The organism is Sphingomonas sp. GM_Shp_1 (assembly GCF_026540895.1).
Taxonomy (GTDB): Bacteria; Pseudomonadota; Alphaproteobacteria; order Sphingomonadales; family Sphingomonadaceae; genus Sphingomonas.
Genome location: NZ_JALNUR010000002.1, coordinates 178,755 through 192,586, shown reverse-complemented (window position 1 = coordinate 192,586; position 13,832 = coordinate 178,755). Strand labels below are relative to the sequence as shown.

15 protein-coding genes are annotated in these 13,832 nt (G+C 62.5%); 10 read left to right on the top strand and 5 right to left on the bottom strand.

Features of this window, described 5'->3' with window-relative positions:
* The first annotated feature begins 318 nt into the window (after window positions 1-318).
* Together OXQ33_RS02100 and OXQ33_RS02095 are read left to right on the top strand one after the other, a co-directional pair.
* Window positions 319-1,233, top strand: coding sequence for an HNH endonuclease (locus OXQ33_RS02100; protein WP_267432991.1), 915 nt, complete (start codon window positions 319-321; stop codon window positions 1,231-1,233).
* Window positions 1,230-2,969: a class I SAM-dependent methyltransferase gene (locus OXQ33_RS02095; RefSeq protein ID WP_267432990.1), complete on the top strand. Its 1,740-nt coding sequence runs from the start codon at window positions 1,230-1,232 to the stop codon at window positions 2,967-2,969. The genes OXQ33_RS02100 and OXQ33_RS02095 overlap by 4 nt, the downstream gene beginning before the upstream one ends.
* A 57-nt stretch (window positions 2,970-3,026) precedes the next feature.
* Here OXQ33_RS02095 and OXQ33_RS02090 read toward each other — a convergent pair whose 3' ends face one another.
* From OXQ33_RS02090 to OXQ33_RS02075, 4 genes are read right to left on the bottom strand one after another with little or no spacing between them, the layout of a single operon-like run.
* Window positions 3,027-3,398 (bottom strand): hypothetical protein, encoded by a 372-nt coding sequence (locus OXQ33_RS02090; RefSeq protein ID WP_267432989.1) that lies wholly within the window; start codon window positions 3,396-3,398, stop codon window positions 3,027-3,029.
* Window positions 3,395-4,294: a hypothetical protein gene (locus OXQ33_RS02085; RefSeq protein WP_267432988.1), complete on the bottom strand. Its 900-nt coding sequence runs from the start codon at window positions 4,292-4,294 to the stop codon at window positions 3,395-3,397. Before OXQ33_RS02085 ends, OXQ33_RS02090 begins: the two co-directional genes overlap by 4 nt.
* Window positions 4,282-5,049: a DNA/RNA non-specific endonuclease gene (locus OXQ33_RS02080; RefSeq protein ID WP_267432987.1), complete on the bottom strand. Its 768-nt coding sequence runs from the start codon at window positions 5,047-5,049 to the stop codon at window positions 4,282-4,284. Before OXQ33_RS02080 ends, OXQ33_RS02085 begins: the two co-directional genes overlap by 13 nt.
* Window positions 5,046-6,437: a DUF2235 domain-containing protein gene (locus OXQ33_RS02075; RefSeq protein WP_267432986.1), complete on the bottom strand. Its 1,392-nt coding sequence runs from the start codon at window positions 6,435-6,437 to the stop codon at window positions 5,046-5,048. Before OXQ33_RS02075 ends, OXQ33_RS02080 begins: the two co-directional genes overlap by 4 nt.
* A 787-nt stretch (window positions 6,438-7,224) precedes the next feature.
* Between OXQ33_RS02075 and OXQ33_RS02070 the strand changes: the two genes are divergently transcribed.
* The 8 genes from OXQ33_RS02070 (at window position 7,225) to OXQ33_RS02035 (ending at window position 11,868) form a co-directional block, all read left to right on the top strand.
* Window positions 7,225-7,494 carry a hypothetical protein gene (locus OXQ33_RS02070; protein ID WP_267432985.1) on the top strand — a complete coding sequence of 90 codons (270 nt, stop codon included), beginning with the start codon at window positions 7,225-7,227 and terminating at the stop codon, window positions 7,492-7,494.
* Entirely contained in the window at window positions 7,494-7,775 is a 282-nt protein-coding gene (locus tag OXQ33_RS02065; protein ID WP_267432984.1) for a hypothetical protein, read from the top strand. The genes OXQ33_RS02070 and OXQ33_RS02065 overlap by 1 nt, the downstream gene beginning before the upstream one ends.
* Before the next feature lie 485 nt (window positions 7,776-8,260).
* A complete protein-coding gene (locus OXQ33_RS02060; RefSeq protein ID WP_267432983.1) occupies window positions 8,261-8,701 on the top strand; it encodes a hypothetical protein in 441 nt (146 codons plus the stop codon).
* A 50-nt stretch (window positions 8,702-8,751) separates the two neighbouring features.
* The gene (locus OXQ33_RS02055) at window positions 8,752-9,096 is read left to right on the top strand and encodes a hypothetical protein (RefSeq protein WP_267432982.1); all 345 of its coding nucleotides are present in this window, start codon (window positions 8,752-8,754) and stop codon (window positions 9,094-9,096) included.
* A 32-nt stretch (window positions 9,097-9,128) separates the two neighbouring features.
* Window positions 9,129-9,575 (top strand): hypothetical protein, encoded by a 447-nt coding sequence (locus OXQ33_RS02050; protein WP_267432980.1) that lies wholly within the window; start codon window positions 9,129-9,131, stop codon window positions 9,573-9,575.
* The gene (locus tag OXQ33_RS02045; RefSeq protein WP_267432979.1) at window positions 9,488-9,931 is read left to right on the top strand and encodes a hypothetical protein; all 444 of its coding nucleotides are present in this window, start codon (window positions 9,488-9,490) and stop codon (window positions 9,929-9,931) included. The genes OXQ33_RS02050 and OXQ33_RS02045 overlap by 88 nt, the downstream gene beginning before the upstream one ends.
* Window positions 9,932-10,370: 439 nt before the next feature.
* Complete coding sequence (locus OXQ33_RS02040; RefSeq protein ID WP_267432978.1) at window positions 10,371-10,982, top strand: type IV toxin-antitoxin system AbiEi family antitoxin domain-containing protein; 612 nt, start codon at window positions 10,371-10,373, stop codon at window positions 10,980-10,982.
* A complete protein-coding gene (locus tag OXQ33_RS02035; protein ID WP_267432977.1) occupies window positions 10,975-11,868 on the top strand; it encodes a nucleotidyl transferase AbiEii/AbiGii toxin family protein in 894 nt (297 codons plus the stop codon). The genes OXQ33_RS02040 and OXQ33_RS02035 overlap by 8 nt, the downstream gene beginning before the upstream one ends.
* On the opposite strand, the gene rlxS is transcribed toward OXQ33_RS02035, so the two are convergent.
* Window positions 11,848-13,812, bottom strand: a complete 1,965-nt coding sequence (rlxS, locus tag OXQ33_RS02030; protein ID WP_267432975.1) for a relaxase/mobilization nuclease RlxS — start codon at window positions 13,810-13,812, stop codon at window positions 11,848-11,850. The two genes, OXQ33_RS02035 and rlxS, sit on opposite strands and share 21 nt — an antisense overlap.
* Between the last annotated feature and the right edge of the window lie 20 nt (window positions 13,813-13,832).

Genomic DNA, 13,832 nt, shown 5'->3' with positions numbered 1-13,832 from the left:
AACAAGTGACTGCTTTCAGATTGGGGGGGGCGAACTCGATGAAGGATCGAAACGGGGCGTCTTCCCGACGGTCTGCTTCGCGGCGCTTGGCGGCAGCTTCTATCATAAGCGAACATTCGAGGTGACTGACCTGAACGACGTGTGTTGGTCGATACCGGCCTCGCCTAGACCCGCGCAGCCTGACCCATGTGCGGACGTCCCTCCCATTTGCGCCTCTCGATAGCGGTCATCCATTCACGATGGCCTGAACATAGGTGATGTCTGTTCACCCCATCCTAGACGTTGCTCCATCATAAGAATGGCGTCACGATCTCGACCATGAAGGGTATCTTCGAGATAAGCGGTACGTCGCGCTACGATGACCTGATCGCTGAGCGCTACCATTTTCCACGCATCTACCTTCGCGCAGCGGAGGCGTGCGTCGGCGACTGGATCGTCTATCGGGAAACCGGATCGGCCGGCGGTCGCAAGGCCTATGTGGCGGCGGGTCTAGTGCAAAGCATTGACCCCGATCCAGCCGACCGCACGCTCTTCTACGCACGCATCGGCGACTTCATCGAGTTTGACAGCCCGGTGCCATACCGCGATGCGGACGGCCGCTTTTTGGAGCGCATGCTGCGCGAGTTGGGCAACCCGGCCATTGCCGGACGGGCGCTGCGCGGCCGATCGGTCCGCCACATCGACGATGCTGACTTTGCCGCCATCGTAAATCGCGGCCTTGTCGATACCCTGTCACCCGAGCACGCAATCCGGCTCGAGCTCGATGCACGGCACATCGATGCTTCCACTGCCGCCTTGTTGGCTTCACCGCCTGACGAGCGGCGCGTTGCGCAGCTATTAGTCAACCGAAAGGTGCGCAGTGCCGCCTTCCGATGCCATGTGCTCGACGCGTATGACAACCGCTGTGCGGTGACGGGGCTGCGTATGGTCAATGGTGGCGGCAAGGCCGAAGCTCAGGCCGCACACATTTGGAGTGTCGCCGATGGCGGGCCGGACGCCGTGCAGAACGGCATCGCCCTGTCAGCGACCGCGCACTGGCTATTCGACCGCCACCTTATCAGCCTCGACGACGAGTGTCGGCTGCTGGTGTCGCACAACAAGGTGCCGTCCGAACTCATCCGCCTGTTCCCGCAACCGGGCGAGCGCGTCCACCTGCCCGCCGATCCACGGCTCCACCCGCGCGCGGACTATGTCGCCCGGCATCGTGCTCGCTTCGCAGGCCTCGACGCTTGAGCAGCTACCTTGACGTCATCGCTGCCTATGACGGCCAAGCCAACATTCTCACCGAGCGGTATGAGGCGGTATCATCCGAGCGGATGCTGGCAGATGTGATGCCAGCCATCCCAGGCGGCGGTGCCGGCAGACTGGCTCTCGATGTCGGCGCCGGCACAGGACGTGACGCGGCTTGGCTGACTTCTCTCGGCTATGAGGTTGTCGCGGTCGAGCCGGCTGCCGGAATGCACCGTATCGCAGTTGATAAGCATGGTAGCCGCGGCATTCGGTGGGTGGGCGATGCCCTGCCATCGCTGGACCATGTTCATGGGCTTGGGCTCGCCTACGATCTCGTGCTGCTGTCAGCTGTTTGGCAGCACGTCGCGCCTGCCGATCGACCCCGTGCCTTCCGGAAGCTCGCCACGCTGATGAAGCCAGGCGGCGTACTGGTGATGACGCTCCGCCACGGGCCCGCCCAGTCCGGTATACAGATGCACCCGACCTCGACCGCTGAGATCGAGGGTCTGTCTCGGGCGCACGGGCTGGAGGTGTTACGGGTTGCTGCCTCTAGCGACCAAGGCGGACGCGCCGATGTGACATGGGACGTCATGGCGCTACGCATGCCGGATGACGGCACTGGCGCGCTTCCACTGGTGCGCGGGATCGTCCTGTCCGACGATAAGTCCTCCACCTACAAGCTGGCCCTGCTCCGGGCCGTGGCACGCATTGCTGAGTATGCGCCTGCGGCGGCAGCGGCGGCACCCAATGGCCGCGACGCAGTTGAGGTGCCACTGGGTCTGGTCGCGCTGAACTGGCTTAGAATGTATCTGCCGTTGGTGCGAGCCGGACTTCCGCAGATGCCGGGCAACATCGGCACCGACCGGCTAGGCTTTGCCAAAGATGGCTTCGAAGCGCTGCTGAGGTTTGGTACGGCACCGATTGAGCTACGTGTCGGGGCTTCGTTCAGCGGTGAACAAGCCCATGCGGTTGCGTCCGCTCTCTCTCGGGCCGCTCATACAATCGCCAAGATGCCAGCGACTTTCACCCGCTATCCCAACAGTGACACGCCGGTGTTCGGCATCAGCCGCGAGCGGCGGAACGGTGCATCTGCGACCGTGCTTGACCTCCAGACGCTCCGCGCCTGGGGTTTGATCGAGGTGCCGGGCCACTTGTGGCGAGCCATGTCGCGCTTTGGATCCTGGATCGAACCCATGCTGGTGACTGAATGGTCGCGCCTCACCCGCGCCTACGCCGATCGTATGGGCTTGGCGATCGCTCCCGGTGCTGCAGAAGCGGCCCTGGCATGGGCAGAACCGGTTCGCACCACCGCTATTGGCCGCGACGTCGCTCAGCGGCTTCTCGCTCGCAGGCACCCTATGGCATGCGTCTGGACGGGACGACCGCTCAAGCCAAATAGCTTCGACATCGACCACTGCCTGCCGTGGTCAGTCTGGCCATGCGGTGATCTGTGGAACCTGATGCCAGCGCACACCCGGGTCAATCAGCACGAGAAGCGCGACCGACTGCCATCCGCCGCGGCGATGGCGAATGCCCGGGAACGGATTATCGGGTGGTGGGAAGCTGCCTACCTAGATGATGATGCCCTGCGGCCTCGCTTCCTCCGTGAGGCGGCGGCCGCACTGCCCCTAGGCAGCACCCAGAGCACCGCCGTGGTGTACGACGCATTGGACTGGCGGCGCCTGCGGCTATGGCAAGATCAACAGGTGCCGCAATGGACGCCTTCGGGTTTTCTTTAGCTAGGTTGCGTCTGCAAAGAGACCGGACGTTCCAAGAGATTTCTTCTCCCGCAGGCATTATCCGCAGGCGAGCGTCGCGACGCGTACCGCCTCGTCGACGGTGCCGAGCAGAGCGGCGACGCTACTGACAAGGCGCTTGCAGTCTTGGAGATTCTTGATCTCCTTTTCAACCGCTGGGATCGCGTCAGAAACCGCCTTGGCGTGACGCGTGATCTCCTCGGTCTGCGCCGCCAACAGTACCCGGCCTATCGATGTCACGCGCGCATTTACATCAGCCATTTGCTCTGTGATGGCGACGATCGTTGGCGCATCCGGAGCAAAGTCGATGGATTCTTCAAGCTGATGGACGAGTCCGACGAGGTCGCGATGCATAGCCACTAAATCTGGATTGTCGCCTGACCTGGCCGGCACGCTGTCCACGCTGTTCATCTCCCGTCTCCCGCCTTGTCGATGGCCCTGTAGGTTGCCTCAGTCCTTTCCAGCCGATCATTCACGTCCTTGAGCACTTCGTCGAATGGCCGGCGCGAACCGTTCGCCGCCGCAGTGTGCGCGTCGGCGAGACCGAGCAGTGACGCGCGCAGACCAGCAAGGGCCGCCAACTGCGCATCCCGCTTGTCGATGCCGGCGAGATAGTCCGCGACGATCTGCCTCTGACGGGCATCGGCCCTCTCCGTCGCGGCAACGGCGTAAGTGCGCTGGTAGACGGAGAGGGCGGTGGTCCAGTTCGACGCTACCGTACCCCGCAAGCCCTCCCCATCGTTCCGACCAACGGCGTTCGCCATCGCGATTAGAAGCGCACGCACGTCCGGGTCCGTCCGGCGCAGGATGTCGCGGGCACTGGCCTGAGCGCGCAAATCTATTAGTGCGCCTGCCATGGCGGCGAAGCCAGCGGACACGCCAGGGTCGAGATCTGCCGAGGTCAGCCCCGCATTGAGTTGCACGCCCAGTCCGCGGAAGGCGTCGGTCTGCACGTTGCCGCGTCCACGGCCGGTCAGGGTCGCGAGCAGATTGCCGTATCGAGCAAGATCGCCAAGCGCGCCGCGCCACTTGGCGGCGACCTCCGGCGGAACCGCGGCGGGGAAGCGGCGCTCAGACAGGGCGATTGCGCCGGAGCGGACGAAGCGGTCAACCTCTACCGACCGAGTCAATCTGTTAGCATCGGCGAACGTCGTCGCGGCGTCAGCCTGAAGCGTCGATGCCGCACGTCCAAAGCCGGTCAGATCGGCCGAGGGTGCTGTGGCGCAGCTGCTAACGGTTGCCACCAGCAGAATGCATGTGGTCAGGTGCTGGCAGGGCCGCAGCGGAAACCTGATCATGAACGGCATCCCAGTTCTGGCGAGAGGTCGCGGAAGGTTCGCGTTCTCAGGCGGGGGAACAGGCTGAGCCGCGAGCGTAGTTCCACCTCCTCAACCGTTACCCTCGCATCGCAGTGGTCAAGCGTCCTCGGAGCCGCCGTGTCCATGATGAAGGCGGCCATGCGGCCGTCCTGCGTTGCGACCACCTTCCAGTAACCGGACGGCACGCGATGGCGCTCGTCCGCGTGTGGTAGCGGTGGCTGGACCCGTTCAAACAGCGGCCCGGTCAGCACGTAGACGGCGATGCCCGTCCCAGTCGCCAACTCGTTCTCACGTGCTTCCAAGCGCTGCCACGCACCCTGGTTCAGAGCTGCACCCTGTGGCGTAATGTTGGAGAGAAGGTTCGTGTCTGGAGCAAACGGCGTGCCGGACTGACCCGCAAGCGGCGCTTGGTGTCCCCGGTCAACGCCCAACGCACCAGATGCGCCGTCATAGTCGTCGGGCTCGAGCGTCTCTTCGGGAGCGAGCCAGGGGTCGGCAGACCACTTGCGCTCGCCCGATGGTCCGATCGACGACGGGGTCACGCGGTAGGCGACCCAGTCGGCCATCTTGGTGAGGTCGTTCGACGCCAGGGTGTAGATCTCGCGCACCACAATGTCGTCGATGTCGGCCGCACCGAGCGGACAACCGTGAAGGCAATGGAAGGTGTGGAGCTCGCCATCCCCCGCCGCAGCGGGTGCTGCAACGAACGCGGCGAGCAGGGCTATGATTCCAGCCCCCTTCATGGTGCCCTCTCTGCGGCAAGAGGTGTAGAGACGTCAGCCGGCTGCTCGGGCAGCGGTGCCGGGATGCGCAGCTTCTGCCCGACGAAGATTTCGTTCGGGTCGTCCATCTGGTCGAGATTGGCTTCGTAGATCGCGTCTTCGAGGTCGGCTGAGCCCAGGTAGTGTCTGGCAAGCACGCGCAGCGTGTCTTTTTCCACCACCTCGTGGACGACCGAGCCCGATGCCAGCGGCTGTCGCCGCGGTAGTGCGTCGAGGGCTGCGGCGACCTTTGCAAGGGTTTTAGGGCGATAGGCCATCTGCTCAGGAAGGTTGTTAGCCTCTGCTTGCCAGCGCCGGCGTGCCGCGGCCGAGACCTGGTAGGGCGCTGATGGCCCGTCACGGTTCGTTTTCAGCAGCGCCGTGGCACTAAACTGCTGTTCACGCACGTTCACGAGCGGCGCGAGTGGATCGGGCCGTACTGCCTGAATTCGGGACCCTTGCTCGACATCGAGCTTCAGACCGGCGCGCTTTGCGCCCTGCAGTACCCAGGCCAGTGAGCCATCAGAAAGACCACGGATGTCGCCCCCTCCGCCTACCGACCCGTGTGTCCCGGGGAACCACTGTTCCTGGTATGGAGCGTTGGGATCCTCCGCCCGGTAGTTCCGAGCTTCGTTTATTGCCGACAGGTCGCCCCATGGCTCTGCCGGGAAAAGCGCGCGGTGCTCGTCGATGGCGACAGCATGGCGCGCATTTTCGATAAAGCCAGTTAGCGCGATGTCGTGGAAGCGATGTTTGCGATTGAGCATGCCGCTGAGCGGCAGCACCTTCGGCACCCCCAGGGCACCGACGGTGTCCCACACGCCGAGGTACTTAATCGTCAGCGGCGGTGCCTGGCCAGTCAGGTAATTGGGCACGTTCGAACAACGCCAGGCATCGTCGTCGGCCCCTATGCAGACGTTGCCGGAATAGTCGGCGCGAAAGCGGCGCAGCTTCTCGGTGGCCCCATCCTCGTCCCTCAGCCTTGCCTCATAGAGTTTCAGCGCATCATCGATGCGGGCGGCGTGCAGCCGACGAAGCGGACCGACATGGCGTACGAAGCCGCAGAACGTGCGAGCGCTGAAGGCCCCTCGAGAGAAGCCGAAGACGAAGATCTCGTCGCCGGGATCGTAGTTGAAGATGAGGAAGCGATAGGCCTCGCGGATGTTTGTCACCAGTCCGACGCCCATGGTGCCCCCCGAAACCCGGTCGAGCGTCCCGGTGCCTACGCCCTCGTCGTAATGGATGATCTGGGTTGGGCCGCCATGGGGGACCTGTCTAATTATGCTGGCGGCAGTGAGGACCACATTGGTCGGCGTGTCGGCATCCAGCCTGTTCCATGTGCCATCGAAGCAGAAGACTAGCCTTTTCATCTCTGTCTCCCAGCACGGTCCCTACGGCCGAAAATTTGTCGAATCGGCGCCGAACCCTTCACGGACCGCTCGCGCTTGGATTGTACATTCGTTTCAGAGGTATTCAAGAAGGGCAGCGTTTCGACTTATACGTAGGCGGGCGCAGAATATGCAAAAAAGCTCTAGATTGAAGATTTATGACTTGTAGATATCAAGGATAGATTGGGCGCAAACCGTACATAACGGTGGCCATTCGACAAGATATTACTCTCGCCAGTAAACGTAAGCAGATCGCTGGAGACTCACCCAAATATAAACGTGGGAAGGCCCTTCTCCGATTTCTAACTTCAGACATTCAATCGTCTCCATCCCAGTCGCCGGTCACGACCTGGATTGACAACCAAGATTCAGGAGCTGGGTAGATGGTGGAGGGGCCACTATTTGAGGGGAAGGCTGAGCTGTCATTCAGCCATAAATGGTGAAGTTTACCCCAAGAAATTACGGCCTATCAGCGACATGCATATCAGGGGCATCATCCTGGCGACGCGATCATCCTAACTTTGGTTTAGCAAGATCGCTACTGCAATGGCCGCCGGACGGATGGCGCCGCAGTTCCTTGTCCATGGACTAATCCCACCACGAAATGAGATTATCTCCAATTTGGTTGTGTCTATGCATCAAAGCATCTCTTCGACCGATGATGTGAAACTAACGCATCCATCATGGACGCAACTAAACTCTGCCCAAGGACTGCCAAACGGTAAATTTCTCCTGCCTGATCAACATGATCAGTCCAACGGGGGATGCCATGAAAATGATGAAGATGATGACGGTCGCGATGATCGCACTCGTCGCCGTTCCCGCTTTGGCCCAGCGCTCACACGCAGTTCGCGGCTATACGCGCCGGGATGGGACGTATGTCGCGCCACACCGTGCGACGAACCCGAATAGCAGCAAGCTCGATAATTGGAGCACGAGGGGCAACGTCAATCCCTACACGGGCCGAGAGGGAACGGTTGACCCCTATGCCCCGACACAGCCCAAGGCGCCCGTGCAGCCGGCGCAGGGACAGCGCTGATGTTGGGCAAACGTCTTGGTATCGCCGCGCTCGTCATCGCCGCGATTGCGGCCCCGGCGATTGGTCGTAGCAGCCTGTCCGATGCACAGATCAAGCAGCGGATCATCAAGGAATCGATCGCGTCGTATCCGGGATCGTGCGCCTGTCCTTACAATACGGCGCGGAACGGCTCGTCCTGTGGCGGGCGTAGCGCTTGGAGCCGGGGCGGCGGATATGCGCCCATGTGCTATCCCAAGGACGTGAGCATTGCCGCCGTGAAGGCGTGGCGTAGCAGCAACTAAAACGACAGGGCCGCGCCTTGGCGCGGCCCTACCCATAATTTTCGCCAGCGTTGAACCAGCATAGACGCTTCAAACACGATTAAAGCAAAGACCGTGCCGACAGACATCACCTGCAAGATCGTCGCGGTGATCGTCGTTATGAGTGTCAAACCGGCTTAGCCCCCGCCGTTCCACATTTCGCAAATTTGCCCTTTGCATCCTTGCATCGCACCGTCTTGGCGGGCGCTTTGGGCGGGCATTTGATAAACTTACCCTTGGCGTCGCGGCACGGGGCAGCCTGAACCGGCATTGCAGCACCCAGCATGAGGGCGGTCGTTGCCAGCGCGAAAGAAAGCCGTTTCATAGTGAATCGCTCCTTCCATCTTTTGAGGACGGTAGTGGAGCACGGTTGCCCTCGACGATCAAACCGAACCTTATGCGCGTTTGTTCAGCCGCGACGTTAACCATGTTTGTCCTGATCCATTCTGGCGCTAAAATCGTCCGTTATGGGGGACAATAGATTCGATCTACTGACCGATGGCCAGAAGGAGTGCTTGCGCCTCTTTCATGCCCGTTGGGAGGTAAAGGACATCGCGCGGCATATCGGGCGGAGCCCGGTTACCGTTCATCAGCGTCTAACGGCGGCTCGCCAACACCTTGGCGTTAGTCGTAGCGTTGAAGCCGCACGCCTGCTCTTCGAGCATGAGGGCGGCATATATGATCCGACCATATATGACCCGGCGATAGTGGTCGAAACACAGCCGGACGACGCATCGACCTTGGACCGGACGGCGGGCTTTCCTCTGCCGTTCCCTACCCAAGGGAGACCGCGCAATGACCTGACGTTTGCAGGCAAACTCGTATATTCGCTCGTGCTGTCCGCGATCATCGCACTCGTATTTGGCGGTTCGATCGCTGCCTTGAGCGGCCTTTCCGAATTATTCTGACCGGCCTGCACGGCTGGTCGATTCGCCGCGCAATTGCGCCCGGAGAAATCATGCCGAACATCGTCCAAGAAGCCGCCCGCAGCATCATCACCGATCTTGATCCGTTCGAATCCGCGGTGGACATCGCCATCGCACGCGGTGGCCGGTTCCTCGCAACCCTTGCCGAAAGCACGCTGGAAGCCCGTGTTGGGCCGCAGATGACCCATTCGGCGATCATGAGCACGCTCGCGACCGTGACGGCGCTGGGTGAAGTCCGGAACAACGTGATCAATACGCGGCGCGAACTGGCAATCACCCGCGTGAAGGCCGGTCTGCGGGAAACCAGCTTCGGTAGCTTGCCCGGTTGCCCGCCCGCTGAAGCCAAGGCTGAGCCGAAGATCGCCGTCACGGCGTAGACCATCTTGGGGAAGGAGCATATTCGCGGAACATGCTCGACACCCTGCTGGGGCTCGTCCCGACCTTCTTCCTGCTGCTGCTGATCGCCGCATCGATCTATATTCTCGCCTACGGTGAGACGGATGAACGCCTGTGCATCGTCACGGCGGTGATCAGCAGCGTCGCTACATGGTGGGCCGCAAATGACGGACCAGCTTGGTACCGGGGGGAAATCGGCATCTTCGTCGTCGATGTCGCGACGCTAATCGCGTTCATCGCCATCATGGCAAGGAGCACGAGGTTTTGGCCTCTATGGATCACTGCTCTCCAGACGATTGCGGTCATGACCCACGTTGCGCGGTTCCTGAAACCTCAAACGGTTCCAATGGCCTACGCGGTCGCGGAACAGCTTTGGGCCTACGTCGTGATCTTGATCCTGATCGTCTGCGTGCGGCAACAGCGATTGCGCAACGCATCGATGAACTCAACCAACTCGTAAAAGATTACGTCGAGATAACCCCTTGGTCCGCCAAGCGGATTCGCACGGTCGAAGCGCTCATCTCGGCCAGAGCCAAACGTCGCCAATATCTGCGACCCGACCTGTTCGTCGAGCCGGACTGGGACATGCTCCTCGACCTATATGTTGCTCGGCTTCGAGGACGGCGGGTTTCAGTATCGTCGCTGTGCATCGCCGGGAACATCCCGCCGACGACGGCTCTACGCCATATCGCGGACATGGTCGAGAACGGCGAGATCAACCGCACACCGGACCCGGCAGATCAGCGCCGCGCTTTTCTCGATCTATCCGACGATACCTTCGCCCGGATCACCGATTGGATTGATCACTGCTTGTAAATGATTGAACCGCTCTGCCAGCGGAACGCCGGGGGCTCGCCATCGGCCAGTTGCTGCTCGTCCCGCCGTGCCGCTAATGCCATCCTGACCTCACGTTTGAGGCGGGCGTCGCGCGTCGGCTCGGCGTGGCCCACCGCTGGTTCGCGGTCTAGCAGCTCGGCGCCTCGATCGTTGCTATCTCGCTAAGCTGGTGCGCCGACAGGATCGACAAGGTGACGGGGTGATCGCGTTGCTGCCTCTGCGTACGCTGCCATGCGGGCTAGGTGATCACCGAGAATGGTTTAGCTGCCGTCCGGATTTCGCCTCTGTCCTGCGCCGGCAGACCCCTCCGTTGATACATATCCTAGGAGTCGTCGCGTTTTTCACCCAGGATATATAACAAACAAGCTTGTTACATATCCTGGGTGTATACTATGCTTTCACCCAGGATATGTAACACATGACAGCTTCGACCCAGCGCCAGTTCCTGATGGACCTTCTAGCGAGGCAGCCGATCGTGCGCGCATTCGAGCTGCGCAGCGCAGGCATCCATCCTCCGACCATATCGCGAGCGGTAGCCGATGGCGAAATCGTCCGGATTGCGCGCGGGCTGTACCAGCGTGCCGATGGCGAGGTCGATGCCGAACAATCGCTTGCCGAGGCGTCAAAGCTGGTACCGCGCGGCGTGGTGGCGATGACATCCGCACTCGCCTTCCACGGTCTGACCGATCAGATGCCGCGACAGATCTGGATCGCGATCAGCGCCAAGGACTGGGCACCAGTCACCAGCTATCCGCCGATCCGGATCGTTGAACTGAGCGAAAAGTACATGCACGACGGCATTGAGCTGCACCGCATTTCGGGGATAGAGGTGCCCATCTTCTCGGTTGCGAAGACACTCGCCGATGTCTTCCGAGGAAAGCTGGTCGATCGATCCGTCGCGATCGAGGGGCTGCGGGAAGCACTTCGCCTGCGAAAGGCCACGCCGTCGGAGATCGCCAAGGCGGCGATGTCAGGCGGCGCGTGGAAGAGGATGCGCCCCTATCTGGAGGCGCTCACGTCAAATGGCTGACGAAAGGCGCGTATCGGCTGCGTCGGTCAAGCAGCGACTGCTCGATCTCGCGCGCCGCGAAGGTCGTGTCCACGAGGTAGTTCTCGTCAGATATGCGCTTGAGCGCCTGCTGTATCGACTGTCCATATCGCGGCACCGCGACGAGTTCATTCTCAAAGGCGGGATGCTCGTTACGCAGTGGCTGGGCAGCGCGAGCCGCGAGACCCGCGATGCAGACTTTCTGGGCCATGGCGACGCTGACACCGCACGACTTCGCGAAATCTTCGAAGAGCTCATGGCGATCGACGCCGATGACGCGCTGATATTCGACACCGCCGCGATCCGGGTCGAGCCGATCCGGGAGGAAATGGAGTACGGAGGCATCCGCATTCGATGCGCCGCGCTGCTCGAACGCTCGTGCATTCCCATAGTCATCGACATCGGTTTCGGTGACGCGGTCATGCCGGCGGCGGCGACGATGGACTATCCATCGCTTCTGGGAATGGAGAAGCCGAACATCAGGGCCTATCCGCCTGCCGTCGTGATCGCCGAGAAGTTCCAGGCCATGGTGGCGCTCGGCGTGATCAATGGACGCATGAAGGATTATCACGACCTGTGGGCCATCCCACAGGCACTGCACGTAAAGGCCGATGATCTAGACAAGGCGGTCGCCGCCACATTTGCGCGAAGAAGGACGGCGATCCCGGCGGTGCGTCCGGACGGGCTGACCCATGAATTCGCATCTGACGCAGACCGTCAACGGCAGTGGAACCGGTATGCCGCATCGATCGGACTGAAAGATGTCTCGCTGGAGACTGTGGTCGAGGCAGCCTGGGGTCTGGTCGGGCCTTCATGTGCGCGCATCCTGCAGGGCGCAGATCCAAAATCAGCTGATCGTCGGACCTGATCGCCCGCGCCCGAACTGCCAGCTGATGCCGTCCGTGCGCATGATGCCAGACGCGGTCTTGCCGATGTTGGGCTCCAGCACATCGCGCCATGGTACGAGCGTAAAATCCCGCGACCGTTCGACGACGGCGTAGCTTCCGCTTTCCAGATCAACGCGACGCGCGATCACGCCCTCGATGCGGTCCCCGTTTTGCGCCGGTTCGAACGGCTTGCCGAACTGCCGGGCAAGCCGGCTGCCGGCACCCCGCATCTCACGCCGGCCAAGCTCATCCAGCGCGCCATTGCGCAGCCGAAATTCCCGGCCTTCGCCCGTCGCCAATTGCTGTTCGACCAGCCACTGCCTCCGCGCGATCATCGCAATCCGCACCTCTCGCCCGAAGCCCGCATCGCGCACTGGGGCGCCGATGCCGGTCGCTAGCTCGCTATCGAGCCACGTCGGCGCTTGGACCCTGGAGAGGTCGCCGACTTGCCGTGACGACAATATCGACAGCGTAACCGGACGATCGCGCTGCTGCCGTTGCGCGAACGCTTCCGCGCGGGCGAGATGATCGCTGGGAATGGTCCAGCTGCCGTCCGCCCCTCGCTCGGGACCAGCGCCTGCGCGTCGCATCGCTTCGAGCCGCCGGACGTGGCTGGCCGCGAACGCCTCGCTCGCACCAGGATCATGGCGCAGGTGCAGGTCGACCGAGTACCGACCGCCATTGGCACGGGCGATGGCATCGACCGTACGATCCGCCTGGCTCGCCGCGGCCTTGGTCGGCTCGATCCGCACCGTGGCGCCCTCGGGCACCGATGGCGTCGCGTCGCCGCGCCCGATATCGACATAATGGACACGACCATCGATGCCATCGATCATCATGTAATGGCGATCACGATGCTCGTCGGAAAAGCCACGGTGGATCACGCGTCCGACGAGCGGTTCGCGTAGCTCCGTGGTGATCACCTGCTCGACCCCGGCGCGGTCGAGCCGGCGCCCGGTCAGTTCGCGCTGCATGAGCCGGACGATGTCCCCGCGCTCGCCCATGCGGCGCAGCGTGTGCTCAAGCCCTTCGGCCAGCCGGTATCGGCCGCCACCCAGATCCTCGGCCAGGTCCATCGCCTTGAGCTTGCGCAACCGCCCCGCCGCGATCGACTGTTGGAAGGGATCATTATCGGCCGGCGACACGGTGCGATCGGCATCCATCCGCCGGAGCAAGCGCCGATCGATCGCGGTCAGTCGCTCCTGGTCGACGTCGCGGCGCAGCCGCGCCTCGATCTCCTGGGCGGTGCGTGGCCCGAGGTCGAGCGTGACCAGCTCGGACGCGCGCTCGCGAAGCCCGTGCGAGATATATTCTCGGGCGATGATGAGATTGTCGCCGCGATCATCGACGCCGCGCAGCACGATGTGGGTGTGCGGGCGCTCGGTGTTGAAGTGGTCGACCGCGACCCAGTCGAGCCTGGTCCTGAGGTCCTGCTCGACCTGCGTCATCAGGCGGCGGACATAGGGCTTGAGGTCCGGATATTCGGCGCCGTCCTCGGCCGACACGATGAAGCGGAACTGGTGCCGGTCGCCGGCCGTGCGCCTGAGGAAATCGTCGCCGTCGGCGCGGTCGGTCTCGGGACCATAGAGCTCCCCCGGCAGACCCTCGCGCGTGACCCCGTCGCGCTGGATGTAGCGCATGTGGGCACGGGCGGCCTGGCCGCCTTTCCCGCGCAGCCGGATAAGGCTCGCCTTCACCACCGCCCGCCGCGCGCGCATGCCTGTAAATCGATCGCGACTGGAAAGCAGCCGGCCGACGCTCGCGCCGCGCCCGATCCGGCTGCCATCAAAGCGTCGCGCCTTCACGCCGGTCTTCGTGCCGGCGAGCCGCGCCGCGGCGAGGATGCGCCCGCCGTATGTCGTCGCGCGCTTGCCGTCCTTGCTCCGACTCCTGCCCAGCTTCGGCTTGAAATCATCGTCAGGCATCGAAATGCCCTAGAATCTCG